General features: G+C 74.2%; 24 protein-coding genes and 2 pseudogenes. 10 read left to right on the top strand and 16 right to left on the bottom strand.

The window, feature by feature from the left end; translation table 11 throughout:
* Positions 1-15 precede the first annotated feature (15 nt).
* Positions 16-1,038 carry a hypothetical protein gene (locus tag MTF65_RS05785; protein WP_243627339.1) on the bottom strand — a complete coding sequence of 341 codons (1,023 nt, stop codon included), beginning with the start codon at positions 1,036-1,038 and terminating at the stop codon, positions 16-18.
* Positions 1,039-1,306: 268 nt separating this feature from the next.
* A complete protein-coding gene (locus MTF65_RS05780; RefSeq protein WP_243627093.1) occupies positions 1,307-1,765 on the bottom strand; it encodes a nitroreductase/quinone reductase family protein in 459 nt (152 codons plus the stop codon).
* 155 nt (positions 1,766-1,920) lie between these two features.
* On the opposite strand from MTF65_RS05780, the gene MTF65_RS05775 reads away from it, so the two are divergent.
* Both MTF65_RS05775 and MTF65_RS05765 read left to right on the top strand, forming a co-directional pair.
* Complete coding sequence (locus tag MTF65_RS05775; protein ID WP_243627092.1) at positions 1,921-2,619, top strand: TetR/AcrR family transcriptional regulator; 699 nt, start codon at positions 1,921-1,923, stop codon at positions 2,617-2,619.
* Positions 2,620-2,921: 302 nt separating this feature from the next.
* The gene (locus MTF65_RS05765) at positions 2,922-3,392 is read left to right on the top strand and encodes a barstar family protein (RefSeq protein WP_243627091.1); all 471 of its coding nucleotides are present in this window, start codon (positions 2,922-2,924) and stop codon (positions 3,390-3,392) included.
* 8 nt (positions 3,393-3,400) lie between these two features.
* Here the strand turns inward: MTF65_RS05765 and MTF65_RS05760 are convergent.
* A protein-coding gene (locus MTF65_RS05760; protein ID WP_374207180.1) for an IS5 family transposase occupies positions 3,401-4,233 on the bottom strand; the annotation gives its coding sequence in 2 pieces (ribosomal slippage) (positions 3,401-3,699 and positions 3,699-4,233; 834 coding nt in all).
* A 127-nt stretch (positions 4,234-4,360) separates the two neighbouring features.
* A complete protein-coding gene (locus MTF65_RS05755) occupies positions 4,361-4,576 on the bottom strand; it encodes a DUF6243 family protein (RefSeq protein WP_243627090.1) in 216 nt (71 codons plus the stop codon).
* A 427-nt stretch (positions 4,577-5,003) separates the two neighbouring features.
* Between MTF65_RS05755 and MTF65_RS05750 the strand changes: the two genes are divergently transcribed.
* A complete protein-coding gene (locus MTF65_RS05750; protein ID WP_243627089.1) occupies positions 5,004-5,525 on the top strand; it encodes a GNAT family N-acetyltransferase in 522 nt (173 codons plus the stop codon).
* A 168-nt stretch (positions 5,526-5,693) separates the two neighbouring features.
* Here MTF65_RS05750 and MTF65_RS05745 read toward each other — a convergent pair whose 3' ends face one another.
* The 3 genes from MTF65_RS05745 to MTF65_RS05735 all read right to left on the bottom strand — a co-directional run bounded on the left by MTF65_RS05745 (position 5,694) and on the right by MTF65_RS05735 (position 7,711).
* Positions 5,694-6,491 (bottom strand): N-formylglutamate amidohydrolase, encoded by a 798-nt coding sequence (locus MTF65_RS05745; protein WP_243627088.1) that lies wholly within the window; start codon positions 6,489-6,491, stop codon positions 5,694-5,696.
* A gap of 99 nt (positions 6,492-6,590) precedes the next feature.
* Positions 6,591-6,872 carry a DUF6332 family protein gene (locus tag MTF65_RS30660; protein ID WP_374207160.1) on the bottom strand — a complete coding sequence of 94 codons (282 nt, stop codon included), beginning with the start codon at positions 6,870-6,872 and terminating at the stop codon, positions 6,591-6,593.
* A 95-nt stretch (positions 6,873-6,967) separates the two neighbouring features.
* Complete coding sequence (locus MTF65_RS05735) at positions 6,968-7,711, bottom strand: maleylpyruvate isomerase family mycothiol-dependent enzyme (protein ID WP_243627087.1); 744 nt, start codon at positions 7,709-7,711, stop codon at positions 6,968-6,970.
* Between the two features lie 36 nt (positions 7,712-7,747).
* Here MTF65_RS05735 and MTF65_RS05730 point away from each other — a divergent pair, with 36 nt between their 5' ends.
* Together MTF65_RS05730 and MTF65_RS05725 are read left to right on the top strand one after the other, a co-directional pair.
* Positions 7,748-8,470, top strand: a complete 723-nt coding sequence (locus MTF65_RS05730) for an alpha-ketoglutarate-dependent dioxygenase AlkB (protein ID WP_243627086.1) — start codon at positions 7,748-7,750, stop codon at positions 8,468-8,470.
* Positions 8,471-8,520: 50 nt separating this feature from the next.
* Complete coding sequence (locus tag MTF65_RS05725) at positions 8,521-9,777, top strand: ROK family protein (RefSeq protein WP_243627085.1); 1,257 nt, start codon at positions 8,521-8,523, stop codon at positions 9,775-9,777.
* A gap of 39 nt (positions 9,778-9,816) precedes the next feature.
* Here the strand turns inward: MTF65_RS05725 and MTF65_RS05720 are convergent, their stop codons facing one another.
* Positions 9,817-10,368: an ATP-binding protein gene (locus tag MTF65_RS05720; RefSeq protein ID WP_243627084.1), complete on the bottom strand. Its 552-nt coding sequence runs from the start codon at positions 10,366-10,368 to the stop codon at positions 9,817-9,819.
* Positions 10,369-10,662: 294 nt separating this feature from the next.
* Between MTF65_RS05720 and MTF65_RS05715 the strand changes: the two genes are divergently transcribed.
* Positions 10,663-11,820, top strand: a complete 1,158-nt coding sequence (locus MTF65_RS05715; protein ID WP_243627083.1) for a PLP-dependent cysteine synthase family protein — start codon at positions 10,663-10,665, stop codon at positions 11,818-11,820.
* Between the two features lie 90 nt (positions 11,821-11,910).
* Here MTF65_RS05715 and MTF65_RS05710 read toward each other — a convergent pair whose 3' ends face one another.
* Positions 11,911-12,402 (bottom strand): SRPBCC family protein, encoded by a 492-nt coding sequence (locus tag MTF65_RS05710; protein ID WP_243627082.1) that lies wholly within the window; start codon positions 12,400-12,402, stop codon positions 11,911-11,913.
* A 614-nt stretch (positions 12,403-13,016) separates the two neighbouring features.
* Between MTF65_RS05710 and MTF65_RS05705 the strand changes: the two are divergent.
* A pseudogene (locus MTF65_RS05705) lies at positions 13,017-15,356 on the top strand (hypothetical protein); the annotation flags it as partial.
* A gap of 19 nt (positions 15,357-15,375) precedes the next feature.
* Here MTF65_RS05705 and MTF65_RS05700 read toward each other — a convergent pair.
* The 5 genes from MTF65_RS05700 to MTF65_RS05680 all read right to left on the bottom strand — a co-directional run bounded on the left by MTF65_RS05700 (position 15,376) and on the right by MTF65_RS05680 (position 21,771).
* A complete protein-coding gene (locus MTF65_RS05700) occupies positions 15,376-17,940 on the bottom strand; it encodes a right-handed parallel beta-helix repeat-containing protein (RefSeq protein ID WP_374207159.1) in 2,565 nt (854 codons plus the stop codon).
* A gap of 142 nt (positions 17,941-18,082) precedes the next feature.
* Entirely contained in the window at positions 18,083-18,715 is a 633-nt protein-coding gene (locus MTF65_RS05695) for a hypothetical protein (protein ID WP_243627081.1), read from the bottom strand.
* 211 nt (positions 18,716-18,926) lie between these two features.
* Complete coding sequence (locus MTF65_RS05690; RefSeq protein WP_243627080.1) at positions 18,927-19,751, bottom strand: MOSC domain-containing protein; 825 nt, start codon at positions 19,749-19,751, stop codon at positions 18,927-18,929.
* 79 nt (positions 19,752-19,830) lie between these two features.
* Positions 19,831-20,349 carry a DUF6643 family protein gene (locus MTF65_RS05685; RefSeq protein WP_243627079.1) on the bottom strand — a complete coding sequence of 173 codons (519 nt, stop codon included), beginning with the start codon at positions 20,347-20,349 and terminating at the stop codon, positions 19,831-19,833.
* A gap of 246 nt (positions 20,350-20,595) precedes the next feature.
* Positions 20,596-21,771, bottom strand: coding sequence for a glycosyltransferase (locus MTF65_RS05680; RefSeq protein ID WP_243627078.1), 1,176 nt, complete (start codon positions 21,769-21,771; stop codon positions 20,596-20,598).
* A 479-nt stretch (positions 21,772-22,250) separates the two neighbouring features.
* Here MTF65_RS05680 and MTF65_RS05675 point away from each other — a divergent pair, with 479 nt between their 5' ends.
* The 3 genes and pseudogenes from MTF65_RS05675 to MTF65_RS05665 all read left to right on the top strand — a co-directional run bounded on the left by MTF65_RS05675 (position 22,251) and on the right by MTF65_RS05665 (position 24,481).
* The gene (locus MTF65_RS05675) at positions 22,251-23,045 is read left to right on the top strand and encodes a glutamate racemase (protein ID WP_243627077.1); all 795 of its coding nucleotides are present in this window, start codon (positions 22,251-22,253) and stop codon (positions 23,043-23,045) included.
* Positions 23,046-23,268: 223 nt separating this feature from the next.
* Positions 23,269-23,574 (top strand): annotated as a pseudogene (locus MTF65_RS05670) (ATP-binding cassette domain-containing protein); the annotation flags it as partial.
* A gap of 625 nt (positions 23,575-24,199) precedes the next feature.
* The gene (locus MTF65_RS05665; protein ID WP_243627076.1) at positions 24,200-24,481 is read left to right on the top strand and encodes a hypothetical protein; all 282 of its coding nucleotides are present in this window, start codon (positions 24,200-24,202) and stop codon (positions 24,479-24,481) included.
* Here MTF65_RS05665 and MTF65_RS05660 read toward each other — a convergent pair.
* A complete protein-coding gene (locus MTF65_RS05660; protein ID WP_243627336.1) occupies positions 24,457-25,374 on the bottom strand; it encodes an ADP-ribosylglycohydrolase family protein in 918 nt (305 codons plus the stop codon). The genes MTF65_RS05665 and MTF65_RS05660 overlap by 25 nt on opposite strands.
* A 247-nt stretch (positions 25,375-25,621) precedes the next feature.
* The gene (locus MTF65_RS05655) at positions 25,622-26,086 is read right to left on the bottom strand and encodes a VOC family protein (protein WP_243627075.1); all 465 of its coding nucleotides are present in this window, start codon (positions 26,084-26,086) and stop codon (positions 25,622-25,624) included.
* Between the last annotated feature and the right edge of the window lie 84 nt (positions 26,087-26,170).

Genomic DNA, 26,170 nt, shown 5'->3' with positions numbered 1-26,170 from the left:
GCCGCTCACCGGCCGTCAGGGCTTGGGGCGGTGATCCTTCAGGCGGGCGAGGAGGAGGTTCGGGTCCGTCTGCGTCGTGAAGGCGGCGCTGGGGACGTAGACCTTCTCGTGGCGCACCGCGACCGACGTGGGGTTGGACAGCCCGTCGGCCGCGGTCAGCAGGACGGTGTGCGAACCGTCGTGCCGCACCAGGGCGACCTCGCTGGTGGCGTTCAGGGCGGCGAGGACCGTCTCGCCGTGCCCGGCGAAGGCGAAGTCGTCGATGCCGCCCAGCCCGGTGGCCCGGGTTTCGATCGCGCCCGCGGATCCGTCCCGCTCGACCGGGATCCGCAGCAGGGTGCCCTGGTCCAGGTTGGACACCCACACCGAGTCGTTGCGCACCTTGATGCCGTTGGCGCCGACGAACCCGGCTCGTTCGAGCGCGGCGCCGGTGGCCCACGTCGTCGCCGAGCCGTCGTCGAGCGAGACGCGCCACACCTTTCCGAGGTACGCGTCGGCGGCGTAGAGCACGCCGTGCCGCTCGTCGATCGCGAGGCCGTTGACGAAGGCGTCCGTCGGCAGGTCGCTGCCGGTGAACTGCTCGACCCGGCCGTCAGGGGTGATCCGCCAGATGCCGTTGGCCTCCGTACCGGTGGCGTAGCCGACGTACAGCGTCCCGTCGTGGGCCCGCACGATCCCGGTCGCGGCCGCCACGCCGATGACGGGCGTCCGGGGGTTCGCCACCGCGGGCAGGGTCGCGACGGGCTGGGAGTCCCCGTGCTTGTCGACCCGGACGACCTGGTGGGCGACGGCGAAGGTCAGGATGGCGGAGCCGTCGGGCTCCAGCGCGATGTTCTCCGGCGTCTGGCCCCGGGAGAAGTCGAAGTGGGCGAAGATGCGCGGGTCCGTCAGCGAGAGCGGCGGACCCGGAGACGGCGCCGGCAGTGTGGACGGTGGAGGCTCGGCGACGACCGCGGCGCCGGCGGTGGGGGCGGACGCGAGCACGCCGAGGGCGACGGCTACGGCGCCGATACCGGCGATACGCGGCAGACGGACCATTCGGGGCACGGGACTCTCTCCTTCTCGACCGGGCAGGGGAGTCAGGCGGGACGAGGGTCCAGAGAAACATGACGGAGGGTCAGGAACGGCGTTCTCGCACGGCGGGACCGCGAGGATCGCCCGCACGGTCGAAGGCCGCGCCGGCGTGTCCCCCTTCCCTCGCATGGGGCCTGCCGGTGAGCGCCGGGGTCGCGGCCGCGGCATGAGCCGGGTGCGGGCGGCGGGTGGGCGCGGCGGGTGCGCGCGCGGCGGCTCAGCGTGAATCGGCTCAGCGTGCGACGGCGAGGCGGAACACCGGGTGATCGCCGGCCGCCGCCTGGAGCTCCGCGTCGGAGGACTGGGCGGTGACGCCCTGGAAGAAACGATTGACCTCCCAGCCCCACTTCTCCAGGTACGTGCGCAGGACGGCGGCCCGCAGGACGGGGTCGGTGATCTCGACGGCCGTGAAGGTGCGCACCTTGCGGCCCACGCGCAGCTCCCCGCCGCCGGCGACCCGCATGTTGCGGACCCACTGGGAGTGGCCGCGGGCCGAAACCAGGTACTGCTCGCCCTCGTGGGTGTGCGGGTTGACCGGGATCCGCTGCATCTCGCCGGACGTGCGGCCGCGCACCGACAGCTCGGCGCTGCCAGCCAGGCTGATACCGAGGCGGGCGAGCTTCCCGAAGAGCGCGTTGAAGCGGACGGCGAACGGGCCGGCCTGGACGTAGTAGCGGCTGGACGCGTTCATGATGGCCTCCGAGGCGTGTGGGGAGAGCGGTGCTCTCGTTTCGGTGCACTGCCCAGTCTGCGTGGAGCGGTGCACTAAATCAAGAGCACTGCTCTTATTTTGGATCGCCGCTCCGGATTTTGGGCAGTGCTCCACCCGCATGGCACACTGGCCGCATGAGCACCGTGCGAGGGGCCAGGGAACGGGCCCGCATCGAGGTCACCGCCGCCATCAAGGACGAGGCGCGCCGCATGCTCGCGGCCGAAGGAGCCGCGAAGCTCTCGCTGCGCGCCGTCGCCCGCGAGCTCGGCATGGTCTCCTCGGCCCTGTACCGCTACTTCCCCAGCCGCGACGAGTTGCTCACCGCGCTCATCGTCGACGCCTACGACAGCGTCGGCGCCGCCGCCGAGGAAGCCGACGCCCGCACCCTCGCCGCGGGCGAACCGCCCCGCGCCCGCTGGGTCGCGGTCTGCGAGGCCGTCCGCGCCTGGGCGCTGGAGCACCCGCACGAGTACTCCCTCATCTACGGCTCCCCGGTCCCCGGCTACAGCGCCCCGCTCGACACCGTCGGCCCGGCCTCCCGCGTGGGCAACGCGTTCATAGGCATCCTCCGCGCCGCCTACCAGGGCCGCGGGCTCGCCCTCCCGCCGCTGCCCGCCGCCCTGCGCCCCGAAGCGGCCCGGATGACCGCGGACTTCGCCGAAGGCCTGCCCCCGGAGGTGACGGCCGCGCTGGTCGCCGCGTGGGCGCAGCTGGTCGGGCTCGTCTCCTTCGAGGTGTTCGGCCAGTTCAACCGGGTGGTCGAGGACCGCGACACCTTCTTCGCGCACGCCGCCGACCAACTGGCCCACGGGGTCGGGCTACCCGCCGTCTGACGCGGACGCCGGCGAGCGGACCCCTGTGACTTCCACCCCCGGCTAAAGGGGCCGGGGTGGTGGCCTGCGTTGTCTCCGGACACGTGTCCGCATCCCCCGGCGGAGGGCGGGCAGGTGCGGGACGTGTTGCGGGCGCTGACCGGGATCGTCAGCCGACCGGCGCTTTCAGCCTTGTGAGCGAGGATTCCCAGGAACACCCCCCAACCCGCATCGTGGATGCTGCTGTTCAGTCCGGCTTTCGCCGCCGCGCCTGCCGTCACCGGCTCTGACGGTGGTGGACGCCCTGGATCCCTGGAGGGAAGGTGGCGGTGCACATCGTGCCCTGGGTACATGTCGTTCCTGAGCAAGGCAGCCTGCCTGTCGATTTGCTGCTTCCCATGGCTGGGAGGGCGTACGTAGCGCGGCTCGACGGCCGGGAGATGCGTGACACCGACTCCGTCTTCCAGCAGTTCTACGACGGACTGAAGCTGCCGGATTACTTCGGGTGGAACTGGAATGCCCTCTTCGACTGCCTGCGTGACCTGAAGTGGCTGCCCGCGGACCACTACGTGCTGATCGTCGAGGCTGCGGATGAGGCGCTGTCGGGCGATGCCGCCGGACGGCGGCTGCTCTTCGAGACTCTGCTACGGGCAGGACAGCGATGGTCCTCCACAAAGCGGCCCGAAGGCATTGACCTCAGCAGGCTCGTGGTCGTCATGTCCTGCGACGCAGCATCCATTTCGGGCCTGCAGGCACAGCTGCGATTGTGCTGGGAAGAGATGGTCTCGTCATAGAGAGGGCTTCATCTCGCGGACCAGAGGAAGATGCCCGCGACGTGGAGTCCGGCCAGGTAGATGGTCGCGGTCTTCTCATCACGTGTGGCGATGCCGCGCCACTGCTTCAAGCGGTTGATGCACCGCTCGACCGTGTTGCGCTGCTTGTATGCCGCGCGGTCGAAGATCGGGGGCCGGCCACCGCGGCTCCCTCGACGCAGTCGGTGGCCCCGCTGGTCCGCCGGGACGGGGATCACCACTCGGATGCCGCGCTTGCTCAGGTGATCGCGAATGGCACGTGAGGAGTACGCCTTGTCGGCTAGGACTTGTCCGGTGTTGCGCTTCTTATACCGCTCTTCGTTGAAGCCCGGTGGCCGTCCGCCGCGTGACCCTTTGCGCTGGCGGGCGACCTGAACCCGCCGCGCGAGCGGCCCAGGCCCTCACCTCCCGCACTACCTCCACCAGGCGGGCGTGCAGGCTCTGCCACGGGGTTTCGCCCTGGTGTTCTGGGACTTCGGCCCCCTTTGAGGCGGGGGCCGGTGCGGGCGCCGGCCGCGTGCTGATGAGCCCGCAGGATGGTGGAGTCGACCGAGATGTCCCAGTCGATCTCACCCGCCGCATCGGCGGCGGCCTGGACCTGCTGGAGTAGTCGCTCCCAGGTTCCGTCTGCCGACCACAGTCGGTGGCGTTCATAGACCGTCTTCCATGGGTCGAACCGCTCGGGCAGGTCACGCCACTGCACGCCGGTTCGTACCCGGTGCAGAATCCCGTCGATCACCTGCCGGTGGTCCCGCCACCTGCCACAACGCCTGTTGCTGACCGGCAAGAACGGCCGCAGCCGTTCCCACTGGGCATCGCTCAGATCCGGACGCGGGTGGTCGGCCGAGAGCTGAGCGGGGCCGGCCGCGCCCGATACGGCAGCAGGGCCCGGACCGCGCGTCGCGGTCCGGGCCCTGCCCCGTGCGGTGCCGCCCTGCGGCGGCGGTGCGTCAGCTCTGTGCGGTGTCGTCGCCCGCCTGCCCGGCGCCCTCAGCCGCGCCGGCCTTCTCGCGCATCTTGCGCACCAGCTCCGCCTTCTGGTCGGCTGCACCCTGGCGGTCGAGGTTGCGGTGCGGACCGTTGTTCTGCCGTTCGGCGCGGGACAGCTTCTTGCGCTGGCCGCCGCCCATGCCCACGGGGTTGTTGATGTTCTTGCTCACGGTCACGGGTTCTCCCGGTAATGATGTGAAGTGATCTACGGATTCATCGGTGGGGGACGGGCGGCGACGTCGAAGGACGTCAGCAGGGGCCCGTCACGCTCTCACTCGTAAATCGGCCTCTGGAAGAACATGACAAAGACGTTACCCGGTTCCGTCGGCCCCGCACACCAACCTTTTCGCCGCCCCGGCGTCGGCCGGGCCTTCGGCGAGCGTCCGGGGTCAGCCGTTTCCTTCCGGGAATCTCGGCACCGCCAGCGTTGTCAGTGGTCGTGAGCACACTGACGGCATGAGAGATCATCTCACTTGCGCCCCGCCGTTTACGGGACAACCGTCAGAGATAGCAGCGCAACGAACTCCGGCGCTCCGCGCCTACGATCCAAGGACGAAACTCCCCCACCGGCTAAAGCCGGTGGTCCCCTTTCGAGAAGGCCTGATGGAAGATCTCGTCACCCAACGGCTCGTGCTGCACCCCCTCAGCGTCCAGGAAGCGGCATCCCTGGCGCGGGGCGAGCCGGAGGGGCACGGGCGATGGGCCCGCGGCTATCCCACCGCGGCCGACATCGCCGGCGCCCGGCGCCACCTCGACACCTGCGCGCTGCAAGGCGATCCGCAGCCGTTCGGCCCCTACGAGATCCGCCGCCGGGAGGACGGCGAGGCCATCGGCGGCCTCGGCTTCCACGGACCGCCGGACGAGGACGGCACGGTCACCATCGGATACGGACTCGCCCCCTCCGCCCAGGGCCGGGGATACGCGGCGGAGGCCCTGCGCGCCCTGCTCGGCTTCGCCCGCGCCCACGGTGTCAGACAGGTGCTCGGAGACACGGACCGCGGCAACATCGCCTCGCAACGGGTGATGGCGGCAGCCGGGATGGAGCCGGTGGGGGAGGACGACCGGCTGAAGTACTACGCCGTACGGTGGCCGGTCCCGGCGGACGGCCCGGGCTCGCCCGCCTGACAGGCGACGACGGCCACCCGGGGGCGGCGACCGGCGTGCGGCGTGCGGCCGAGGTTTCCGGGCCCCCAGCGCGCGGGAGCCGGGCGCGCCCGACGGAGGCCGCCGACGGCGCGCCCGGCTCCAGCGCGCCCGTACGGTCCGGCGGGGTCCGGCGGGGTCCGCGGGTCGTCAGAGGGACGCGTGGTCCACGAGAGCGGCCAGCGCGGCCGCCAGCGCGTCGAGACCGGGTCCCGCGGGCCCTCCCGGCTCCCGCATGTAGAGGTCGCGCCGGATCTCCACCATCAGCGCGCCGACCCGCTGATCCTTCCCGTAGTACCGCAGCGGCACGTACGTGCCCGCGAACGGGCTGTCCAGCCCCGTGCCCCCGAAGTCCGCGAACGTCCGGCGCGCCGCGTCGAGCAGCGGGCCCGGCGTATGGAAGGAGTCCGTGCCGAGGCAGATCGGGGGCCGCGGCCCGTCGCCGTGGAGCTCGTACGGCAACGCCTTCGCCGGGTACGAGTGGACGTCGATGATCACGGCGCGTCCGACCGCCCGGAGCCGCTCCGCGACCGCGTCGGTCATGGCGCGCGCGTACGGGTGGAAGTAGCGCTCGATCAGCGGCTGTCCGTCGAAACCGGCCGGGCGGAGCTCCTCGCGGTGCGTGGTCCGCGCGTAGACCGCGCCCATGCCCCGCGCCAGCATCTCCTCGCGGTCGTCGGGGAAGCGCTCGGGGTCGACGACCAGTCGGGAGAGCCGGTTCACGAACCGCCAGGGAGCGGTGCGCGCGGCCTCGGCCGCCCCGGCGGCGATCTCCGCCGTGTGCGAGTCGGTGATGTGGTCCAGCTCCGACGCGAGCGCGTGCTCGTCCAGCAGGATCCCGGCGCGGACGTCCGCGGGTACGGCGCGGGAGGAGTGTGGGACGTGGAGGATCACGGGAGAGTCGGGAGAGCCCGGATGGAGCCGGAAGGAGGCGGAGGCATCGGTCATCTGGTTCCTCGCTGCGCGTCTCGTGGCGGTGACGTGTCCCGGACATCATGTCCGTCCGTTCGTCCGTTCGTCCGTCCGTCCGCTTCGCCCGGGCCCGGCCTACGGCCGTCGTTCTCCGGGCGAGGGCGAACCGCCAGAGGACGTGCGTGGCGCGGAGCAGGAAGACAAGGAAGACCACTGCGGCCAGGACCCCGCCCGGCACGGCCAGGGCGTGCCGTGCCGTGCCGTGCCGGGCCGGGCGAGGGAGCGAGGGAGGGAGAAGGCCGGCGCCGGGCCGAAGACCGCCCCGAAGACCAGCGCGGCCGCGAAGCACCCGCTGAGGAAGGCGTAGCCGATCTCGACGGTGATCGCGTCCCCATCCGCCTGCGTACGTCGCCCCACGCGGGCAGTGTCACGGCGGGCACGCGCCCCTCACAAGGGCGCCCCGCCGGCTCTGCCCGCTCCGGCCGCCCCCGCCCGGGCCCTCGGTCAGTCGGTCAGATGCCGGCCGTCTCCCGCCACAGCCGGGCCGGCTCCGGATCACCCGTCACGCCCGGTCCGGCCAGCGGGGTCCGGTTCCACAGGGCCGTGTACAGCCAGGCCGCCGTGCCGGTCAGCTCGCAGTCCACCGGGCCCCCCAGATCGCCCGTCACCGTACGCGGCGGCTCCGCGGACAGGTGTACGGTCCACACCGCGCCCGTGTCCACCGCCCGGACCCGGATCACCCGGGGCTCCGGGCTGCGCACCCGGCTGCGCGGCCGGGCGTGGAAGCCGGTCAGCAGCTCGTCCACCCCGTCCTCCGCGAACTCCGGCTCGAACGCCGAGAACTCGACGCCGAGCGCCGCCTCGGCGTCCAGCCGGTGGACGGCCGTCTCATGTGCCTGCCGCCGCGCCCAGAACGCCAGCGGCGAGGGCGGGGCCGTCGGCAGGAAGGTCCAGCACTGCACCTCGGCCGGGGCCTCGGCCAGCGTACGGACCAGCTCCGCGTGACCCTCGCGGAACCAGGCCAGCAGCTCCGCACCGGCCAGTTCGGGGGCGTCCGGGAACGGCACCGGCTCCACGATCGCGTCCCCGACGAACGCGGCCGCCCAGCGGTGCACCGACCCCGTGTGCCGCAGCAGATCCGCGACCCGCCACTGCGGACAGGTGGGCACCAGCGCCTCCGTGCCCGCCCGTTCGGCCACGTCGGCGAGCAGCTCGCCCTCCCGACCAAGGGTCTTCAGGTACTCATCGATATCCATGCCGCGAGTCTCGCAGCAGACCCCGACAATGGAGGCATGGACGGGGAACTCTTCCCGCGCGAGCGGACCGAGATCGCCCCCGGCGCCGTGCACGTGCCCGACTGGCTCGGGCCGGAGCGGCAGCGGGAGCTGCTGGCCGCCTGCCGGGAGTGGGCGCGGCCGCCCGCCGGGCTGCGCACCGTCAGCACCCCCGGGGGCGGGACGATGACCGCCCGCCAGGTGTGCCTCGGGCTCCACTGGTATCCGTACGCGTACGCCCGCACCGCCGTGGACGGCGACGGGGCGCCGGTGAAGCCGATGCCGGGGTGGCTCGCGGAGCTGGGGCGGGACGCCGTGGCCGCCGCGTACGGCACGGCCGCCGGCACCGCCGCCACGGCCGCCACGGCCGCTCGTACGCCGGCCCACACGCCCGCCGGCCGTGACGCCGCCGCCTACGACATCGCGCTGATCAACTTCTATGACGGCGACGCCCGGATGGGCATGCACCGCGACGCCGAGGAGAAGTCCCCCGCCCCGGTGGTCTCCCTGAGCCTCGGCGACACCTGCGTCTTCCGGTTCGGCAACACCGCCTCGCGCGGCCGCCCGTACCAGGACGTCGAGCTGCGCAGCGGGGACCTGTTCGTCTTCGGCGGTCCCAGCCGGGCGGCCTACCACGGGGTGCCGAAGGTCCTGTCCGGAACGGCCCCGCCCGGGCTGGGCCTGACCGGGCGGCTGAACATCACGCTCCGGGTCGGCGGGTTCGGAGACCAACTCGGCTGAGGGGCGGGCGCCGGCGCGACCACACCGCCGATCATGCGAGGATCGCTTCCATGAACGGCAACGGGGCCCCGCCGCGGGCGGGGGATGCGAGCACCGTGTCCACGCGGAGCAAACTGGAGCGGGGCCGCGGCGCGCTCGGCCCGGCGCTGGAGCTCGTCCATACCGGCCGGGCCCCGACCCGGGCGGTCCTGACGGCCGAGCTCGGCGTCACCCGCGCCACGGCCGGAGCCGTCGCCGCCGAGCTGGAGGCGCTCGGCCTGATCCGCGTCGACTCCCGCCCCGGTGGCGCGGGCGGCACCCAGGGCCGCCCCTCGCACCGGCTGTCCGTGGACGAGAACGGCCCCGTCGCGCTGGCCGCGCAGGTGCACTCGGACGGGTTCCGGGCCGCCCTCGTCGGCCTCGGCGGCCGGATCGTGGCCACCGCCCCCGGCAAGGTCACCGTCTCCGCCGACCCGGCGCAGGTGCTCGGCGCGGTGGTCGAGGCGGGCGCCGCGCTGCTCGCGGAGAGCGGGCGCCGCTGCGTCGGCGCGGGCCTCGCGGTGCCCTCGGCCGTCGCCGAGCCGGACGGTACGGCGCTGAACCCGCTGCACCTGGCCTGGCCTGCCGGTTCCCCCGTACGGGCCATCTTCGCGGAATGCGTGAAGGCCGCCGGGATCGACGGCCCCGCCCTGACGGGGAACGACGTCAACCTCGCCGCGCTCGCCGAACACCGGCACGGCGCGGGGCGCAGCGCTCAGCACCTGCTGTGCGTGGCCACCGGCCACCGCGGGGTCGGCGGGGCGCTGGTGCTCGACGGGCGCCTGCACAGCGGGAGTTCGGGCCTGGCGCTGGAGGTCGGCCACCTCACCGTGAACCCGGAGGGGCGGCCCTGCCACTGCGGCAGCCGGGGCTGCCTCGACGTGGAGGCCGATCCGCTGGCCTTCCTCACCGCGGCGGGGCGGACCCCGGGCCCCGAGGTGTCGCTGCTCCAGCAGGCCCGTGACCTGCTGCGCGAGGAGTACGCACAACCCGCCGTCCGGGCGGCCGCGGCGGAGCTCATCGACCGGCTCGGGCTCGGCCTCGCGGGCCTGGTGAACATCCTGAACCCGGACCGGATCATCCTGGGCGGCCTGCACCGGGAGCTGCTGTACGCGGACCCGGAGCGGCTGCGCGCGGTGGTCGCGGACCGGAGCCTGTGGGGGCGCAGCGGGGGTGTGCCGATCCTGCCGTGCACCCTGGACCACAACAGCCTGGTCGGCGCGGCGGAGCTGGCGTGGCAGCCGGTGCTGGACGACCCGCTGGGGACGCTGGGGGCGACGGCGGCCTGAGCCGCTGCCACCGGCCCGGAGCTACCACCCGGCCCGGAGCTACCCGGGCCGGGTGCCGACCGACAACGCCACCGGCACGCCGACGGTGACGGCTCCCGGATCGACGGCGACGAACGCCGCCGGCGCGGGCTCTCGTACAGGTGTGCTGGTATCGATCCGGACCGTACGGGTCGGCGTGGCGGGGGTGGGCGTCGCCCGCAGGGAGAACCACACGACCTTGCCCGGGCTGTCGTCCTGGGGCCGCGCGCCCCAGGCCTCGCTGACCGCCTCGACGAGCGCGAGGCCGCGCCCGCAGGTCTCCAGGGCGTCCGCCTGCGTCGCGCGCAGGACGGGGAGCCGCGGATCGCTGTCGTACACGGAGACGGTGAGGCGGCCGAGACGGAACTCGATCTCGACGGTGCAGGTCTTGTGCGGCTGCGCGTGGCGGTGGACGTTGCTGAGCAGCTCCGTCACGCCGAGCGCAGCCCGGTCTATGAGCGGATCGAGCTGCCAGTGGCGCAATTGCGCGGAAACGATGCGGCGGACCTGACCGATCCGCGACGGCATGGCCTGCAGTTCGACTACGCAGTGCCTGCGGGAATGACTGATCACGGCTGCGACTCCCCGACATGAGTGTTACGGGTGCTGCACCCTCGGTAATGCTCCACCAGGGTCACCCACGGTGCCGGACTGTGCAACCGAACGCGCGTGACAACACCCGACGCGACGTGTTCGAGCCCGCGTGATCCCGTGCGGCCTCGTGCGATCCCCTTCGACCCCGTTCGGCCCCGTGCGATACGGCGGCCCAAAGCGATTCGCATGGACCCCCAAAGTGACTGTTTGCGCAGGTGAGGGGGGTACATTGCGAAAGCAGGGGGCGAACGCACGCACGAAGGAGCACGGCGCATGAGCACCACCGGTAGCACCCGCAGCACCGCCGGCACCGGCGGCGCGACGGTCACGACCGTCGACGTCGACCGCACTGACGCGGACTACCGCGCCTGGCTGAAGGAGGCCGTGCGCAAGGTCCAGGCGGACGCCAACCGCTCCGCCGACACCCACCTCCTCCGCTTCCCGCTCCCCGAGGAGTGGGGCATCGACCTCTACCTCAAGGACGAGTCCACGCACCCCACGGGCTCCCTCAAGCACCGGCTCGCCCGCTCCCTGTTCCTGTACGCCCTCTGCAACGGCTGGATCCGCCCCGGCCGCCCCGTCATCGAGGCGTCCAGCGGCTCGACCGCCGTCTCCGAGGCGTACTTCGCCAAGCTGATCGGCGTGCCGTTCATCGCGGTGATGCCGAGGACGACCAGCCCGGAGAAGTGCCGCCTCATCGAATTCCACGGCGGGGCATGCCACTTCGTCGACGACTCGATGAAGATGTACGAGGAGTCGGCGGAGCTCGCGGCCCGGACCGGCGGGCACTACATGGACCAGTTCACGTACGCGGAGCGCGCGACGGACTGGCGTGGCAACAACAACATCGCCGAATCGATGTACCAGCAGCTGCGCCTGGAGCGGTACCCCGAGCCCACGTGGATCGTGGCGACCGCGGGCACCGGCGGCACCTCCGCGACCATCGCGCGGTACGTGCACTACATGCAGCACGACACGCGCGTTTGCGTCCCGGACCCGGAGAACTCCTGTTTCTTCGACGGCTGGACCAACAACGACCCGCACGCGAGCAGCGATTGCGGCTCGCGCATCGAGGGCATCGGCCGGCCGAGGATGGAGCCGAGCTTCGTGCCGGGCGCCATCGACCGGATGATGAAGGTGCCGGACGCGGCGAGCGTGGCCGCGTGCCGGGCGCTGGAACAGGCCATCGGCCGCAAGGCGGGCGGCTCGACCGGCACCGGACTGTGGAGCGCCCTGAAGATCGTCTCGGAGATGGTGGCGCAGGGCCGTACGGGCAGTGTGGTCACCCTGCTGTGCGACCCGGGCGACCGGTACCTCGACAAGTACTACTCGGACGAATGGCTGGCGGCGCAGCGGCTCGACATCGCCCCGTACGCGAAGACGCTCGACACGCTGCTGACCACGGGGGTCTGGCGCGAGCCGGTGGCCTGAAGCGGGGCCGGGGGCGCGGGGCGGGGCACGGCCCAGGGGCGGGGGCCCGGCGGCACGGTCCGCCGTCACGCCCCGGGGCTGAGCCGGGGGTTACCGGCCGGCCGCGTCGCGCCGGGCGACGAGGCGGCCGTCGAGCGTGCGGACCGCCGCGCGGAAAGACCGGCCGAGGCCCGGGCGGGAGGTGGTGAGGGCCAGCCGGAACGGGGCCGAGCCGTCCGCCGCGAAGGTCCAGCGGACCAGGGTTCCCGTGCCCGAGGGAGTGAGCCGCCACTCCTCCAACAGGGCCCGCACGCCGGGGACGTTGGTCTCGTCGACCCGGTACGCGTAGCGTCGCTCCGGGTCTCTGGCCATGATCGTCTCGCGGAATCGGACCCCGCCCAGCAGCTTGATCTCGCGGCCCGCACCACCGTCTGTGGGCCGGGCCAGGGTCACGGCCTTGAACCAGTCCGGCCAGCCCTCGACATCCTCCGCGAGGGCGCGGTACACCGCGTCCGGCGCCGCCGCGGCCTCGGCCGCGAAGCCGAGCCGGATCGGGGCGTCCTCGGCGAAGCGGAGCCCCACGGGGCGGAGTCGGCGGGCCATGGCGGTACCCCCTGGGGTGCGTGCGGTGCGGAATCGTGCGGGCACGATAGCCGAGCTGCCGTCAGAAGTCCGCACCGGACGGGAATTCACCCGGAGGGGCGGCCCCGGGCCCTGGGCAGGCGGCCCGCCGCGCGGGATGCTGGAGCCCGGAGCGAGCCGCGCGCCCCGCCGCGGCCCCCGCGAGCGGAGGCACCGTGCCGGACACCCCGACGTCGGACGCCCCGCCCCCGGACGCCTCCACCCGGGACGCCCCGCCCCCGGACGCCCCGACCCCGGACGCCCCGCCCCCGGACGTCTACACCCGGGACGCCCCGCCCCCGGACGTCTACACCCCGGACGCCCGCACACCAGACGCCTCCACCCGGGACGTTTCCACGCAGGAGGCCCGAACACCGGACGCCCCGGCTTCGGACGCCTCCACTCGAAACGCCCCGACGCCGGACGTCTCCACGCCGGACGCCCCGACCCCGGACGCCCGCACACCAGACGCCTCCACCCGGGATGCCTCCACGCCGGACGCCCGGACACCAGACGCCTCCACCCGGGACGTCTCCATTCGGGACGCCTCTACGCCGGAGGCCCGCATGCTGGACGTCTCCAATCCGGAGGCCCGCATGCCGGGCGTCTCCAGGCCGGAGGCCCGCACGCCGGAGGCCGGCGCCCCGGAGGCCGGTGCCCCGGGAGGCCCCGGGGTGCCGCTCGCGCTGGAGCTTCTGGTGCATGGTGTCGCCGGAGCCGGACCTGACGAGTTGCTCGGCGATCCCCGCACCGTCCGCGTCAGCGGTGATTCCACCGCCGCCGTCTTCCGCCGCGCCGAGGATGCCGACGCCGAGGCCCACCCCGAGCGCCATGCCGGCCGGCCCGTGCCCGAGGCCTACTGCTGGTCCCGGCTCACCTCAGGCAACGGCACCCGCGCGCTGTGGCTGCTCCTCCTGCCGTTCATGGTGGCCAACCTCGCCCACTGGGCCCGCCCGGCCCCGCCCGCCGCCGCCCCGGGATCGCCGCGCGCGGTGCGCGCGTACGGGCTGCTCGTGCGCGTCCTCGCGCTCAGCCTCACCGTCCTGTTGACCGCGGCCGCCTGCGAGGTCGCGCTCGACCTCGTCGCCTGGCAGTGCGCGGGCTCCGGAACCTGCACCGGGTCCCGCTCCCGGCTCGGGTTCCTCTCCGCCGACGGCGGCGGCTGGTGGGGCCGGCCCGGACGCCGCCTCGCGCTGGGCGCGTTGGTCCCGGCCGCGCTGACCGGCCTGCTCTGGTTCCTGTCGAACCGCACGTGGAGCGCCTACGAATCGCAGCCCCCGCCCGCCGGCACGGGCGACCCGGACGCCCTGGACGACACCGCGCCCGCGCTCGGCCGGCCCGGATTCTGGTACGGACGCCGTCTCGTGGCCCGGCTGCGCGCGGCGCACACCGCCGCCGGCCTGCTCACCGTCGCGGCGGCCGTCGCCGCGCCCGTCGCCCGCCACGACCGCCGGGCCGGCGGCGCCCCGGCCCTCGCGGCCGTCGGCTGGACGGTCGAAGCACTGCTCATCGGCGGGGCCGTCGCGGTGGCCTGGGTCGTCTGCCGACGGGGCCGCACCGAAGCGCGGCCCGACCACCGCCTCGACCGGGCCGCCGTCACGGTACTGCCCGGCTGCGCCCTCGGCCTGCTCGCCGCCGTCCTCGTCTACGCCTGCTGGTCGCGCCCCGGCTGGAGCTCGGCCGGACGCCTCCCGGGGGACTTCGCCTTCGGGGTGATCATGCTGGGACAGGGCTGCGCGGTGCTCGCCCTCGCCCTCGTCGCCCGCCACCTGTACCGCGGGGCACCCGATCCGGCCGCCGCCCTGCGCGGCCTCGGCGGGCCCGCCGTCGCCATGCTCGGCTGCGCACTCGGCGGGGTGATGTCCGGCGGCGTGGCCCAGCGCGTCGCCGACTGGCTCGACGGCGGAGCCACCCCCGGCATGGCGGGCGCCCCGCTGCCCGGACCCCCGGTGCTGCTGTCCTGGCAGGCCGCCGTACTGCCCCCGCTGCTGCTCGTACTGGTCGGGCTCGCCCTCTGGTTCGGCGTCCGCGGGGCCCGCGCGCGCCGCCGGCTCGCCGCGACCGTCGCCGCCGAGTACCCGGGGGAGGCGCCGGACGCGGCCCGCAGCCGCCGGATCGCCGGGGCCCGGGCCGCCGCCGCGCTCACCGACTCCGCGCCGTGGTTCGTGGCCGCCGTCTCCGGGGTCACCCTGCTGCTCGGCGCGGGCGCCCTCGCCGGAGCCTGGCTCAGCGGGCAGGTCCCGGGCGAGGCGGCCCGGGGCGCCCACCCGCTGCTGGAGACCGCCGCCCGCGCCGCGCAGGAAACCGGGTCCTGGCTCGTCGGCCTCGGTATCGCCGCCTTCGTCACCTGGGGCCGCCGCGCCTACCGGGATCCCGCAGCCCGCCGCACCATCGGCATCCTGTGGGACGTCGGAACCTTCTGGCCGCGCGCCGCCCACCCCTTCGCCCCGCCCTGCTACGCCGAGCGGGCCGTCCCCGACCTGACCTGGCGGATGACCGGCTGGATCGGGAGCACCGGCGGCCGTCTGGTGATCTCCGGCCACTCGCAGGGCAGCGTGCTCGCGGCCGCCGCCGTCTGGCAGCTGCCGCCGCGGGTCCGCCGCCGGGTCGCGCTGCTGACGTACGGCTCCCCGCTCGGCCGGCTCTACGGGCGCTGGTTCCCGGCCTACTTCGGCCCCGGTCCGCTCACCGCGCTGCACCGCGAGGTCGACTGCTGGCGCAATCTGTGGCGCTCCACCGACCCGATCGGCGGCCCGGTCCTGGTCGGTGGCCCGGAGGTGGACCGGGGGCCGCTCGCCGACCCGATCGCCTACGGGCGCAGCGCACGGCACCCGTTGCCCGCCCCCATCCTCGGGCACTCCGCCTACCAGGCCGACCCGGCCTTCGCCGCCGAACGCGATGCGTTGCTCGCGCGCCTGGGCGCGCCCGCGCGGGCCGACGTACCGGCTCAGCGGTTCAGCGAGGCCCCGACAGCTCCGACACGTCCGACGGCACCGGCAGACGAGGCGGACCAGGCAGACCCGGCAGCACCGGAAGGTCGCGCAGCACCGGCAGGCCCGGCAGGTCCGCCGGGTACAGCAAGGTGAGTTCGTCCGTGGTCGGCTCCGACAACTGCGCCACCCGCCCCGCGTGCCGCTCGACCATCGACTCGAACGTCTGGCGCGCCGTGCGGCCGTTGCCGAAGGCCGGGCCCTTGGGCAGCTCGGTGAAATAAGCCAGCAGCGCCTCGGACGTGCCCTCGCCCAGCCGGTACTCGTGCTCCTCCGCCTGCTGCTCCACGATCCGCAGCAACTCCTCGGGCCCGTAGTCGCCGAAGGTGATGGTCCGGGAGAACCGGGAGGCCACACCCGGGTTGACGGTCAGGAACCGGTCCATCTCCGCCGTGTACCCGGCGACGATCACCACCACCGCGTCCCGGTGGTCCTCCATCAGCTTCACCAGGGTGTCGATCGCCTCGCGCCCGAAGTCCCGGCCCGAGTCCTCGGGGGCCAGCGCGTACGCCTCGTCGATGAACAGCACCCCGCCGCGCGCCCGGTCGAAGGCCTCCTGGGTGCGGATCGCCGTGGAGCCGATGTGCTCGCCGACCAGGTCCACCCGCGATACCTCGACCAGGTGGCCGTGCTCCAGGACGCCGAGGGAGGCGAGGATCTCCCCGTACAGCCGGGCCACCGTGGTCTTCCCGGTGCCGGGGGAGCCGGTGAAGACCAGATGCCGGCGCACCGAGGCCGCCTTGAGCCCGGCCCGCTGCCGCCTGCGGCCCACCTCGATCATGTCGGTCAGGGCGCGGACCTCGCGTTTGACGCTGTCCAGCCCGACCAGCGCGTCGAGCTGCCCCAGTACCGCGCCGGAGCCCCCGGCCGCCGTCCCGGTCCCGGTCCCGGTCGCCTTCGACGCGGCCGCCCCGGCCGCCCGGTCCGGCCGGTCGGCGGACCGCTGCGCGGGCACGTCCGCCGCCGCGGGCCCGGCGGAGCTCCGCGCCGCGGTGACCGTACGGATGCCCGGGCGCTCCCCGGCGAGCCCGCCGCCCGGGGCCGACTGGGCGGCGAGGCGCGGCCCGGACTCGTCACTGGTGCACTCCTCGGCGACCGGCCCGTCCTCGGCGAACTCGTAACCCCCGCGCGCGCAGCGCTCGGTATGGCAGCGGCTCAGTGTGGTGCGGCAGCCGTCGATGACGTGGAAGCCGAAGCCGGAGCTGCCGGTGACCCGGCAGGCGGTGAAGGTACCCCGGCCCCCCGCCGACACGTAGAAACCGGCCTCGGTGGGGGAACTGACCGTGCACCGTTCCAGGGCGGGATCGGCGCCCTTGGTGACGATCACGCCCGTCTGCACGGAGTCGATGGTGCAGTTGGCAAGGGTGCCGCCGCTGCCGTGGTCGCGGAACCAGGCGCCGGTGGCCGCCTCCCGGATCCGGCAGTCGTCCAGCCGGGCGGTGGCCCCGTCGCTCACGGAGACGGCGGTGTTCCGCACCTGGGACAGATCGCTGTCGACCACATCGACGCGCGAGCCCCGGTCCAGGACGAACACCGCGTCCGGCACGTCACGCACGCGGCAGGAGTCCAGCGAGGCGGTGGCCCCGTCGCTGATCCACACCGCCGGATAGTCGCCCGTACTGTCGTGGATCTCGCAGGACTCGGCATCGACCCGGGTGCCCGGGTCCCACACCGACAGGCCGTTGCGGCCGAACCGGCGGACGCTGGTGCGGCTGAGGGTGAGCACCGAACGGGAACGCAGATCCACCGCGTTCTCGGGAATGTCGTGGATGTCGCAGCCGGCGAGCGCGAGCACGGCGTCCGTGTCGAGGGTGACCCCGTCGGAGGAGGTGCGGTGCACCGCGCAGTCCGTGAGGCGGGCGGCGGCGCGCGCGGCGATCTGCACCCCCGTGCCCCTGATCTCGTACACCTCGCAGCCCAGCGCCTCCAGGCCGGAGCCCTCGCCGGTCACGCTGATGCCGGCCCCGGTCGCGTGGTGGATGCGGCAGCGCTCCAGGCGCGGGTGGCCGCCGCCGCGCACCGAGATCCCGGCCTGCCCGGCGGCCACGACCTCGCACTCCTCGAACACCCCGCCGCCGCCGTCCAGTACGGCGATCCCGACGCCCGTCGGGTTCTCCACCGTGCACCGCCGCACCAGGGGCCGGGCCCCGCCCCGGACCTCGATACCGGCCGCCGACCGGGTGCTCACGCGGAGGTCGCTGAGCTCCGGGGCGCCCTCTTCGACGAGCACGGCGGGCGCCGCCCGGTCCTGGCCCTCCAGATGCAGGTCCTGGACCACGGCCGAGGCGCGCAGGGTCAGCGCGACGCCGTCGAGCGGGGCGATCCGCACCGATCCCACGGCGCCCTCGGGCCCGCGCAGGGTGACGGCGTGGTGCAGCACCAGGTTCTCCCGGTAGGTGCCGGGGGCGATCGACAGCACGTCCCCGTCGACCGCGACGGCGAGCGCGGAGGCCAGCGTCGGATACTCACCGGAGCGGCGCCGCCACCGAGAAGCCCCGCCGTGCGTCACCTGGACCGTGCCCTGAGCCATGGTGCTGTCGTGCCCCCACCCTCGTACTCGCGCTGCCGAAGCGACGGAAGCCGCTCAAGGAATCCGCCGAAGCGGCTCAAGCGACTCAAGCGACTGATCTGGCTCACCACCGTAGCGCGCGCGGGGCCGAGGAGTTGCCAGGTCAACTGCCCGCGCCCGCCCGGCCCCAGTCCGGCCCGGCCGCCGCCCAGGCGCGGTCCAGCCGTATGTACCGCCGATGCACCAGCCTTCGTACGACCATCCGCCGGACCGTCTCGACCAGCACGGCCACGGTGAGGGCGGCGGCCAGGCCCGCCAGGGCCGCGTGGAAGGAGGCGGACGACGGGTCGAGCGGCTGCCCCACCACCCGGCCCCGGGTGTCGGTCCATATCCGGAACCGGTCGCCGGTGCGCGGCGGTTCCTCGGCGGCCGGCACCGTCCCCTGGTGGCTGCTGCCGTCGGGCGCTGTCCACGCGGCCACGATCCGCGTCCGCTGCGGGGTCTGCCGCTGCGCCGACGGGTCGGCGGATGCCCCGCCGGGCGGTTCCGGACCCGGCCGGACCACCACCGCGGGGACGAGGTACCGCTCGTGCCGCTGTTCGCGCGCGGCCCGCTGAAGGGTGCCGTCCACCCGCATGCCCGCGACCCAGCCGATGGCCGGAGCCACCACCAGGACGCACACCAGCGCGGCGAAGGCCACCCACGCCTCGAAGAGATCGGTCGGCCGGCGCAGCGGATTGCGCCGCCAGCGCCACACACCCATCGCCGTCCACACGGTCCGGCTCCCCCTGCCCATGCCCGCTCCGCCCGCCTGCGCGTCCCAGCCTCCCGCATGCCCGGAGCACGCGCATTCCGGGACGCGCGAGACGCGGGTCACCCGATCCGGTGCACGTTCCCCCGCACCGGCTCCTCGTGAGATTCCACGGGAGTGCCCACACGTCCTGTCAGCTCCAACGGCGTGGTCGGGCACGTTGGTTCCAGTCGACGGGCGGAGCCCCCCGAAGGTGTCATTCCAGGACGCGGACCTCGTCGCCCACGCGTACCGTGCCCAGTCGCACCGGCACCAGCTGACGCCCGAAGGCCAGCGACTTCCCGATCCGCCGGTGCCGCGCCAGCGTCTTCAGCGGCTCCTTGCCGCGCTCCGCCGTCGTCTGGTCGGTGGTGGTGATGATGCACCGCCCGCACTCGCGCACCCCGCGGAACTCGGCGTCGCCGATCGCGATGCGCCGCCAGTCGTCCTCGGCCCACGCCTCGGCACCCGAGACCACCACGTTCGGGCGGAAACGGTTCATCGGCAGCGGGCCCTCCTCGGGATGCTCCCCCTGCCGGATCAGGCCATTGAGGGCGTCCAGCGAGGCGAGTGTGGTGAGCAACAGGGGATAGGCGTCGGCCAGGCTCACCGTCTCGCCCGGCAGGGCGTAGTCCGGGTCCACGGGCCGCCGGACCGCGGGGTCGTCCATGTGCACCAGCCGGGCCGGGAGCCCGAGGTACGCGGAGAACCAGTCGGCGGCGGCGCTCGCCGCGACCACGGTCTCGACCTTCTTGCCGAACAGCGCGACGGGCTCCAGCGGCCCGGGCTCCGGCACCTCCACGACCAGCTCCGCCATGCCCGGTCCCGACAGCGCGACCCGGCCGTCCGCCAGGGGACTGGCCGACGCCAGGGCGAGCCGCGCCTCCTGGCGTTGGGTGATCACCGCGCCCTCGCTGTCGATCACCGCCCATCGCCGGTCCCCGGACAGCCCCCAGGGCTCCACGGCCACCTCGTCGGGAGTGGTCCCCGCTACCGACTTGACGGGATGGACGTGGAGGGCCTGAACATACAAATTCGCCATGAGGGCATCTTGCCAGGCGACCCCGGCGCGGACCGAGGGAGTATCGGGCCCGCTGTCGGGCCGGCCGTCGGGCCCGCCGTCAGTAGCCGCGCCCGGGGTAGGGGCGGCCGTACGGGTCCTCGTACGAGCCCGGACCCTGCGCCGGAGTCGGCATCGGGCGCGGAGCGGCCGGGCGCATGGCTTCGTATCCGGGGGCTCCGGCGGCGACCGGACGGGGCTGCTGCGGCTGCGGCGCGTATCCCGTTCGGGCCGCGACCGGCTGCTGCTGCGGGATGTACGGGGCCGGGGCGTTCTGCAGCGGCATCGGCTGCTGCGCCGCCTGCTGCTGGTACGGGTACCCGTACCCATACCCGTGGCTCTGCTGCTGCGGCATCGCCGGGGGCAGCGCGGCCGGCAGGGCGGGCAGCGCGGAGGCGAGAGCCGGCAGGTAACCACCGCTCGAATAACCGGCGCTCGGGGAGTCGTAGGCGGCAGGAACGCGGATCGGGGCGATCTGCGGAGTGCCGCGTTCGGCGACGAGGGAGTCGTAGATGGGGGTGTCCGGGAAGGAGGGCGCGGAGTAGTAACCGCCGCCATAAGTGGAGCGGGGGGAGGTCATGGGACCTAAGTTAAGCCCACGGCTTCACCGGGTCCATAGCGAGGGCTCGTCAACACCGCCCTGACCTGCATATTCCCAGGTCAGGGCCGCACCTTTCACTTGGCGTTCACGTGCACGATTCGTCACTTGCGCCCCATCTTGATACTGCTCGTGCTCACCGGTTGTGTGGTGCACCCACTTGTTGTTGACGGAGCGTCACAACGCGGTGACCTCGGATGACGCTGATTCAGGCGCAGTTACGCGGTTTTACGCGTCGCTGGGGCGGGCATAGGTACGGCCCTTCCAGGCGGCGCCTCGGCCGCGGTAATGCAGCAAAGCGGAGTCGATGGTCATCAGGAGATACAGCAGCGCGGTGAGCGGGAGCAGCGGCGCGAGGGCGGCCGGCTGCCGGTAGTAGCGCAGCATCGGCAGGTAGGTCCCGGCCATCAGCAGCCAGGCCAGGCCCCCGGCCCACGCGGCGGCCGTCCGCCCGGTCGCCATCCCCGCGAAGAAGGCCGCCGGGGGGACGAGGTAGACGAGGACGAGACCGGCCACCGTCCCGGCCAGCAGCATCGGCTGGTGGCGCAGTTGGGCGTAGGCGCTGCGCGAGACCATCCGCCACAGGTCCTTGAGGGCGGGGTACGGGCGCACGCTGTCCACCCGGTCCGCCAGCCCGAGCCAGATCCGTCCGCCGGAGCGCCGGACCGCGCGGGCGAGCGAGACGTCGTCGATGACGGCCTGCCGGATGGAGTCGGGGACGCCCGCGCGAACGGCGGCCTCGGTGCGCAGCAGCACACAGCCGCCGGCGGCCGCGGCGGTCCGGCCGGTGGGGCGGTTGATCCGGCGGAAGGGGTAGAGCTGGGCGAAGAAGTACACGAAGGCCGGTACGACGAGCCGCTCCCAGAAGCTCGCGACGCGCAGCCGGGCCATCTGCGAGACGAGGTCGAGGCCGGCGGAGTTCGCGGCGGCGACGAGTTCGCGGAGGCTGTCGGGCTCGTGGGCGATGTCGGCGTCGGTGAGGAGGAGGAACTCGGGCTCGGTGGGGCGGGAGGTGCGGGCGAGGGCGATGCCGTGGCGGAGCGCCCAGAGCTTGCCGGTCCAGCCGGGTGCGGGGTCGCCGGGGGAGACGACGGTCAGGGGGAGTCCGGGGAACGCGTGGGCGAGGCGGCGGGCGAGCTCGCCGGTGCCGTCGCGACTGCCGTCGTCGACCAGGATGACCTCGGCTTCGCCGGGATAGTCCTGGGCGAGGAGGGAGGGCAGGCTGCGGGGCAGCACCTCGGCCTCGTCCCTGGCCGGGACGACGATGGCGACGGAGGGCCAGGGCCCGGCGGGGGCGGTGCGCGGGGGGAGGCGGACGTCGGTGCGCCAGAACATGCCCTGGGCGAGGGTGAGCCAGAGCCAGGCGGCGAGGGAGACGTAGGCGGCGGTGGTGAGGAGGCCCATTGCGGCAGTGTGTCGAAGCCGGCGGCGGCTGTCTCGCATTCGGACCCGGCGTGGCCCTGTCGGGTACGCCCGCCCGTACGCCCCGACCGCCGACGCGCCTGAATCCCCCCGCCCGCCCGGACTCACTCGGGGTTCCACCCAAGCGCCCCGCGCCTCGATCGTCGGTGGGGTCGGGGTGCCCGGCCGCCCCGGGCCCGACGCGCCTGGGGCGCCCGGCCGCCCGAACCCGGCGGGGTGAGCGCTGGCGGGGGCCGGGGTCGGCGCGCGGCTGCGGCGGCTGGCGGCCGGGCTTCGTCGGTGCTCCGCCCGGTGCTCCGCGCGATCGCCGGCGGGCTGGGGTACCCGGCCGCCCGGATTCGTCGGGGCTTTGCCCCGTGCTCCGTGCCTCGATCGCCGCCTGGGGCCGGTGGGTGAGCGCTGCCACGGCCGGAGGCGGTGAGGAAGGGGGGTTCTCGGGGGGATTCCATTAAGGTGACCGGGTGAAGATCGCCCTTATGGACTCCGGAATCGGCCTCCTCGCGGCCGCCGCCGCGATGCGTCGGCTGCGGCCCGACGCCGATCTGGTCCTGTCCTCCGACCCAGACGGGATGCCGTGGGGGCCGCGTACCCCCGCGGACCTCACCGAGCGGGCGCGCGCCGTCGCCCGGGCCGCCGCCGGGCTCCGCCCGGACGCGCTGATCGTCGCCTGCAACACCGCCTCCGTCCACGCGCTGCCGACCCTGCGGGCCGAGCTGGAGCCCGAGATTCCGGTCATTGGGACCGTACCGGCGATCAAGCCCGCCGCGGCCGCCGGCGGCCGGGTGGCGATCTGGGCCACCCCCGCCACCACCGGCAGCCCGTACCAGCGCGGCCTGATCCGCGACTTCGCCGCCGGGGTCCCGGTCACCGAGGTGCCGTGCCCCGGCCTCGCCGACGCCGTGGAGCACGCCGACGAGGACGCCGTCATCCTGGCCGTCGCCGCGGCCGCCGCGCTGACCCCGCCGGACGTCACCGACGTGGTGCTCGGCTGCACCCACTACGAGCTGGTCGAGGGGCCCATCCGGGCCGCCCTGGCCGAACGGACCGGCGGCGCGGAGCTCACGTACCACGGCTCGGCCGAACCGGTCGCCGTCCAGGCGCTGCGCCGGCTCGGCGCCCGCCCCGAGCCCGGCCTGCCGCGTACCGGGAGCCTGACCGTGCTGCTCAGCGGGCGTGAGGGGGAACTCCTCGCCGCCGCCCTCGGGTACGCCGAAGGGCGGCTCCTCGCGGGAGCGGACGCGGCCGTGGGGCGATGACCCCCTGAGACCCTGTCCGGGTCCGGGCGATCTTCGCGGGCCCGCGGTGCCTGGCACGGCACCCGCCGCGTTGTCGCATCGCGCAAGTGCGGCCACGTACGAACTGCGATCCTCCGCCTGGCGATGCACGGCACCAGACGCCGCGGACTGACCCATGAAGATCGCCCGGACGGGACCCAGGTGGGCCGCTCGCGTGCCGACCGCGCCGAGCTCGCCGCCCGGCCTGGTTCGCCCTGGCGAGACGAAACGCCTTGATGCCGCGTCGAGGCTCGGTTACCTGGACCGCGTCGGCCGCACGGTCCGGCCCGGCGAGCGGATCGGCCCCGCCGCCGACAACGGGTCCGGGAAGTCCACCCTGCTCCGGCTCCTCGCCGGGCGCGAACGGCCGGACCAGGGGCAGGTCGCCGTCACCACACCCGGCGGCATCGGGTACCTCGCGCAGACCCTCGGCCTCCCCCGGACCGCCCGCGTCGGCGACGCGGTCACCCTCGCGCTCGCGGACCTACGCAGCCTGGAGCGCCGGATCCGCCCCTGCCGGAGGCCCGCCTCGGGCAGGCCGGCCCCGACGAGCTCGCCGCGTACGGGACCGCGGCCCTGGAGGCGGACCCCGACCGCCGCACCGTACGGCGCTACGGCGCTACGGTGACGGCTACGCCGGCTTCCTGACCGCCCGCGCGCCGACCGCGCCCGCCGGGAGCGCGAGTACGAGGAGTGGCGCGCGGAGATCCACCGCGCCGAGCGGCTCGCCGAGACCACCATCGGGCGCTTCGCCGAGATCCCCGCAAGCCGCCGCGCGGCTTCAGCGGGGCCGGCGCCTTCCGGCCTGATCGGATCCGCGCGGCCCGCGAGCGGTTGCACCGGCTGACGGAGAACCCCCTTCACCGGCTGGTTCACGACCGGCTCCGCCGGGGGGCGAGGCCGCCGGAGCGGCCCTGAGCGGGCGGCTGGCGCCCACCTCCTTCCGGCTCGCGCCGGGAGAGCGATTGCTGGTCAGCGCAGCAGCCCGACGCGCCCGGGGACGCGTACGGCGCCCTGATCCGGGGCGAGTTGGCGAGTTCACCCGTGAACAGCAGCAACAGGGTGGATTTCCCCGCACCGCTGGTCTCTGGGTGCGCGAACCCTGCTCCACCACCATCGAGGGTGTTCGGGGAGGAGTGCGCCGAACAGACCGCCGCCCTCGGCCTGCGCGCCCGGCGGACACGACCCGCCCCGTCCGCGCCCTCTCGGCCGGCCGGCGCCGCGAGCTGGAACCCGCCCGGCTGGGCGCGCGACCGCTGGACCTGCTGTTGCTGGACGAGCCCACGAACCACCTGGCCCCGGCCGTGGTGGAGGAACTGGAGGCGGCCCTGACACGGGTCACCGGAACCCTGATCACGGTCACCCACGACCGGCCGGAACTCGCCCCGGAGGATCAGCCGGTGGTCGTGAGCCGCTGAGCCAGCGTCCGTAGCCCGTCCGCGTCCAGCACCCGGTCGCCGAACCCGGGCAGCGGCACATGCAGCGGGGCGGTCCACTCCGCCGGGATCGCGCCCTGCCCGTACCGGGCGCCGGCCAGGGTGCCGGTCACCGCCGCCACCGTGTCGGTGTCCCCGCCCAGGTCCACGGCCGCCCGTACGGCCTCCGCGAATCCCGAGGTGGTCCGCAACGCCCACACGGCCGAGCCGAGGCAGGGCCACACGGCCCCGTTGAACTCGGCGGCCAGGCCCGGGTGCCAGTCCGGGCCGAGTACGCCGCCGAACCGCTCCCGGTGGTCCGGGTGCACCGAGGCGAGCGTCTCGGGGAGGGCGGCCAGCGGATCGGCCCCGTCCAAGGCGACGCGTACCAGCTCGTGGAGGATGGCGGTGCCCTCCCAGGCTGCCGCGTCCCCGTGCGTCAGCGCCGCGATCCGCCGGCCGGCGTCCATGGACCTCTCCCGCCCGGCGGGAGCGAAGTACACCGCCGAGGTGGAGGCCCGCATCAGCGAACCGTTGCCCGCGGCCCGCGCGTTGACCTGGAAGTGCAGCGCGGCCGCGAGGTCCCAGGGCCCGCCGTTGGTCAGGACGTCCTCGGTCTGGAGCCCGATGTCCTTGGGCTGCCCAGCGGCCCAGCGCTGGAACCGCCTGAAGACGTCCGGGAGTTCGAGGCCGCCGCACTCCAGCAGGGACTCGCCGACCAGGACCGCCATCTGCGTGTCGTCGGTGGCCTCACCCGGATCCCAGCCGCCGCCCCCGCGCATTTCCGCGCCGCGCGCGGTCAACCCCCCGGCCGGGCCGAACTCGTAGGGCGCGCCCAGGGCGTCGCCGACGGCAGAGCCCAGTACGGCGCCCACGGCGCGGTCGAGTCGCGAGATCACGGAGCCTCCAGGGTGGGATCCGGGCGTTCGGTGGCCGGCACCCCGCGCGTGAAGCCGTCGAGGTCGTCCAGCCCGGCTGCGTCCCAGTGTGCCCGTTGCCTGGCCGGCGTTTCAGGCACGGCGTCCGGGCAGCGCCCCTGGGGGCACCTCCCCGCGGTAGCTGGGGGAGAAACCCGGCTCCGCCGGGTACCGGGCTCCGCCCGGACCCGCGCCTCAAACGCCGTCGAGGCTGGAAATGCAGCCCCTACGCCTCGGAGAGCCGGCGTCCCAGCTCCTCTTCGGAGAGGTCCTCCAGGTGGGTCAGGAACACCCAGAGGTGTCCGAACGGATCCCGGAGGATGACGGTCCGGTCGCCGTGGAACTGATCCGCGGGCTCCTGGACCAGCTCGGCTCCGGCCGCCACCGCGGTCCGTGCGAGCGCGTCCACGTCCGGGACGAAGACATGCAGGGCCACCGAGGTCCCGCCCAGCGCCGTGGGCGCGACGAACGGGCCCTCGGAAGTGTCGCCGAGCATCAGGACCGCCCCGCCGACCCGGATCTCGGCGTGCATCACCCCGCCCTCCGGGCCGGGAAGCCGGAACTCCTCGACCGCGCCGAAGGCCTGCCCGTAGAAGGAGAGCGCGGCGGCCGCGTCGGCCACCATGATGTGCGGCACCACCGCCGTGCGGTAGCGCTCCGGAATGATCTGTACTGCCTCGTGAGTGGTCATGTCTGCGACCGTAGGACCTCAAGCTTGCTTGAGGTCAAGCCGAACCGGCCGGCGGAGAGGCAGTGGCGTCCATGGGGAACGTGA

The sequence above is a fragment of the Streptomyces sp. APSN-46.1 genome (assembly GCF_022815725.1).
Classification (GTDB): Bacteria; Actinomycetota; Actinomycetes; order Streptomycetales; family Streptomycetaceae; genus Streptomyces.
Note: the sequence above shows the minus strand (reverse complement) of the source record. Positions and strands in the feature narration are given on the sequence as shown.

Coding starts and splice junctions, on each gene's coding strand:
- MTF65_RS05785 (WP_243627339.1), bottom strand. CDS start 1,038: ATGGTCCGTCTGCCGCGTATCGCCGGTATCGGCGCCGTAGCCGTCGCC.
- MTF65_RS05780 (WP_243627093.1), bottom strand. CDS start 1,765: ATGAACGCGTCCAGCCGCTACTACGTCCAGGCCGGCCCGTTCGCCGTC.
- MTF65_RS05775 (WP_243627092.1), top strand. CDS start 1,921: ATGAGCACCGTGCGAGGGGCCAGGGAACGGGCCCGCATCGAGGTCACC.
- MTF65_RS05750 (WP_243627089.1), top strand. CDS start 5,004: ATGGAAGATCTCGTCACCCAACGGCTCGTGCTGCACCCCCTCAGCGTC.
- MTF65_RS05745 (WP_243627088.1), bottom strand. CDS start 6,491: ATGACCGATGCCTCCGCCTCCTTCCGGCTCCATCCGGGCTCTCCCGAC.
- MTF65_RS05735 (WP_243627087.1), bottom strand. CDS start 7,711: ATGGATATCGATGAGTACCTGAAGACCCTTGGTCGGGAGGGCGAGCTG.
- MTF65_RS05730 (WP_243627086.1), top strand. CDS start 7,748: ATGGACGGGGAACTCTTCCCGCGCGAGCGGACCGAGATCGCCCCCGGC.
- MTF65_RS05725 (WP_243627085.1), top strand. CDS start 8,521: ATGAACGGCAACGGGGCCCCGCCGCGGGCGGGGGATGCGAGCACCGTG.
- MTF65_RS05715 (WP_243627083.1), top strand. CDS start 10,663: ATGAGCACCACCGGTAGCACCCGCAGCACCGCCGGCACCGGCGGCGCG.
- MTF65_RS05710 (WP_243627082.1), bottom strand. CDS start 12,402: ATGGCCCGCCGACTCCGCCCCGTGGGGCTCCGCTTCGCCGAGGACGCC.
- MTF65_RS05700 (WP_374207159.1), bottom strand. CDS start 17,940: ATGGCTCAGGGCACGGTCCAGGTGACGCACGGCGGGGCTTCTCGGTGG.
- MTF65_RS05695 (WP_243627081.1), bottom strand. CDS start 18,715: ATGGGCAGGGGGAGCCGGACCGTGTGGACGGCGATGGGTGTGTGGCGC.
- MTF65_RS05690 (WP_243627080.1), bottom strand. CDS start 19,751: ATGGCGAATTTGTATGTTCAGGCCCTCCACGTCCATCCCGTCAAGTCG.
- MTF65_RS05685 (WP_243627079.1), bottom strand. CDS start 20,349: ATGACCTCCCCCCGCTCCACTTATGGCGGCGGTTACTACTCCGCGCCC.
- MTF65_RS05680 (WP_243627078.1), bottom strand. CDS start 21,771: ATGGGCCTCCTCACCACCGCCGCCTACGTCTCCCTCGCCGCCTGGCTC.
- MTF65_RS05655 (WP_243627075.1), bottom strand. CDS start 26,086: ATGACCACTCACGAGGCAGTACAGATCATTCCGGAGCGCTACCGCACG.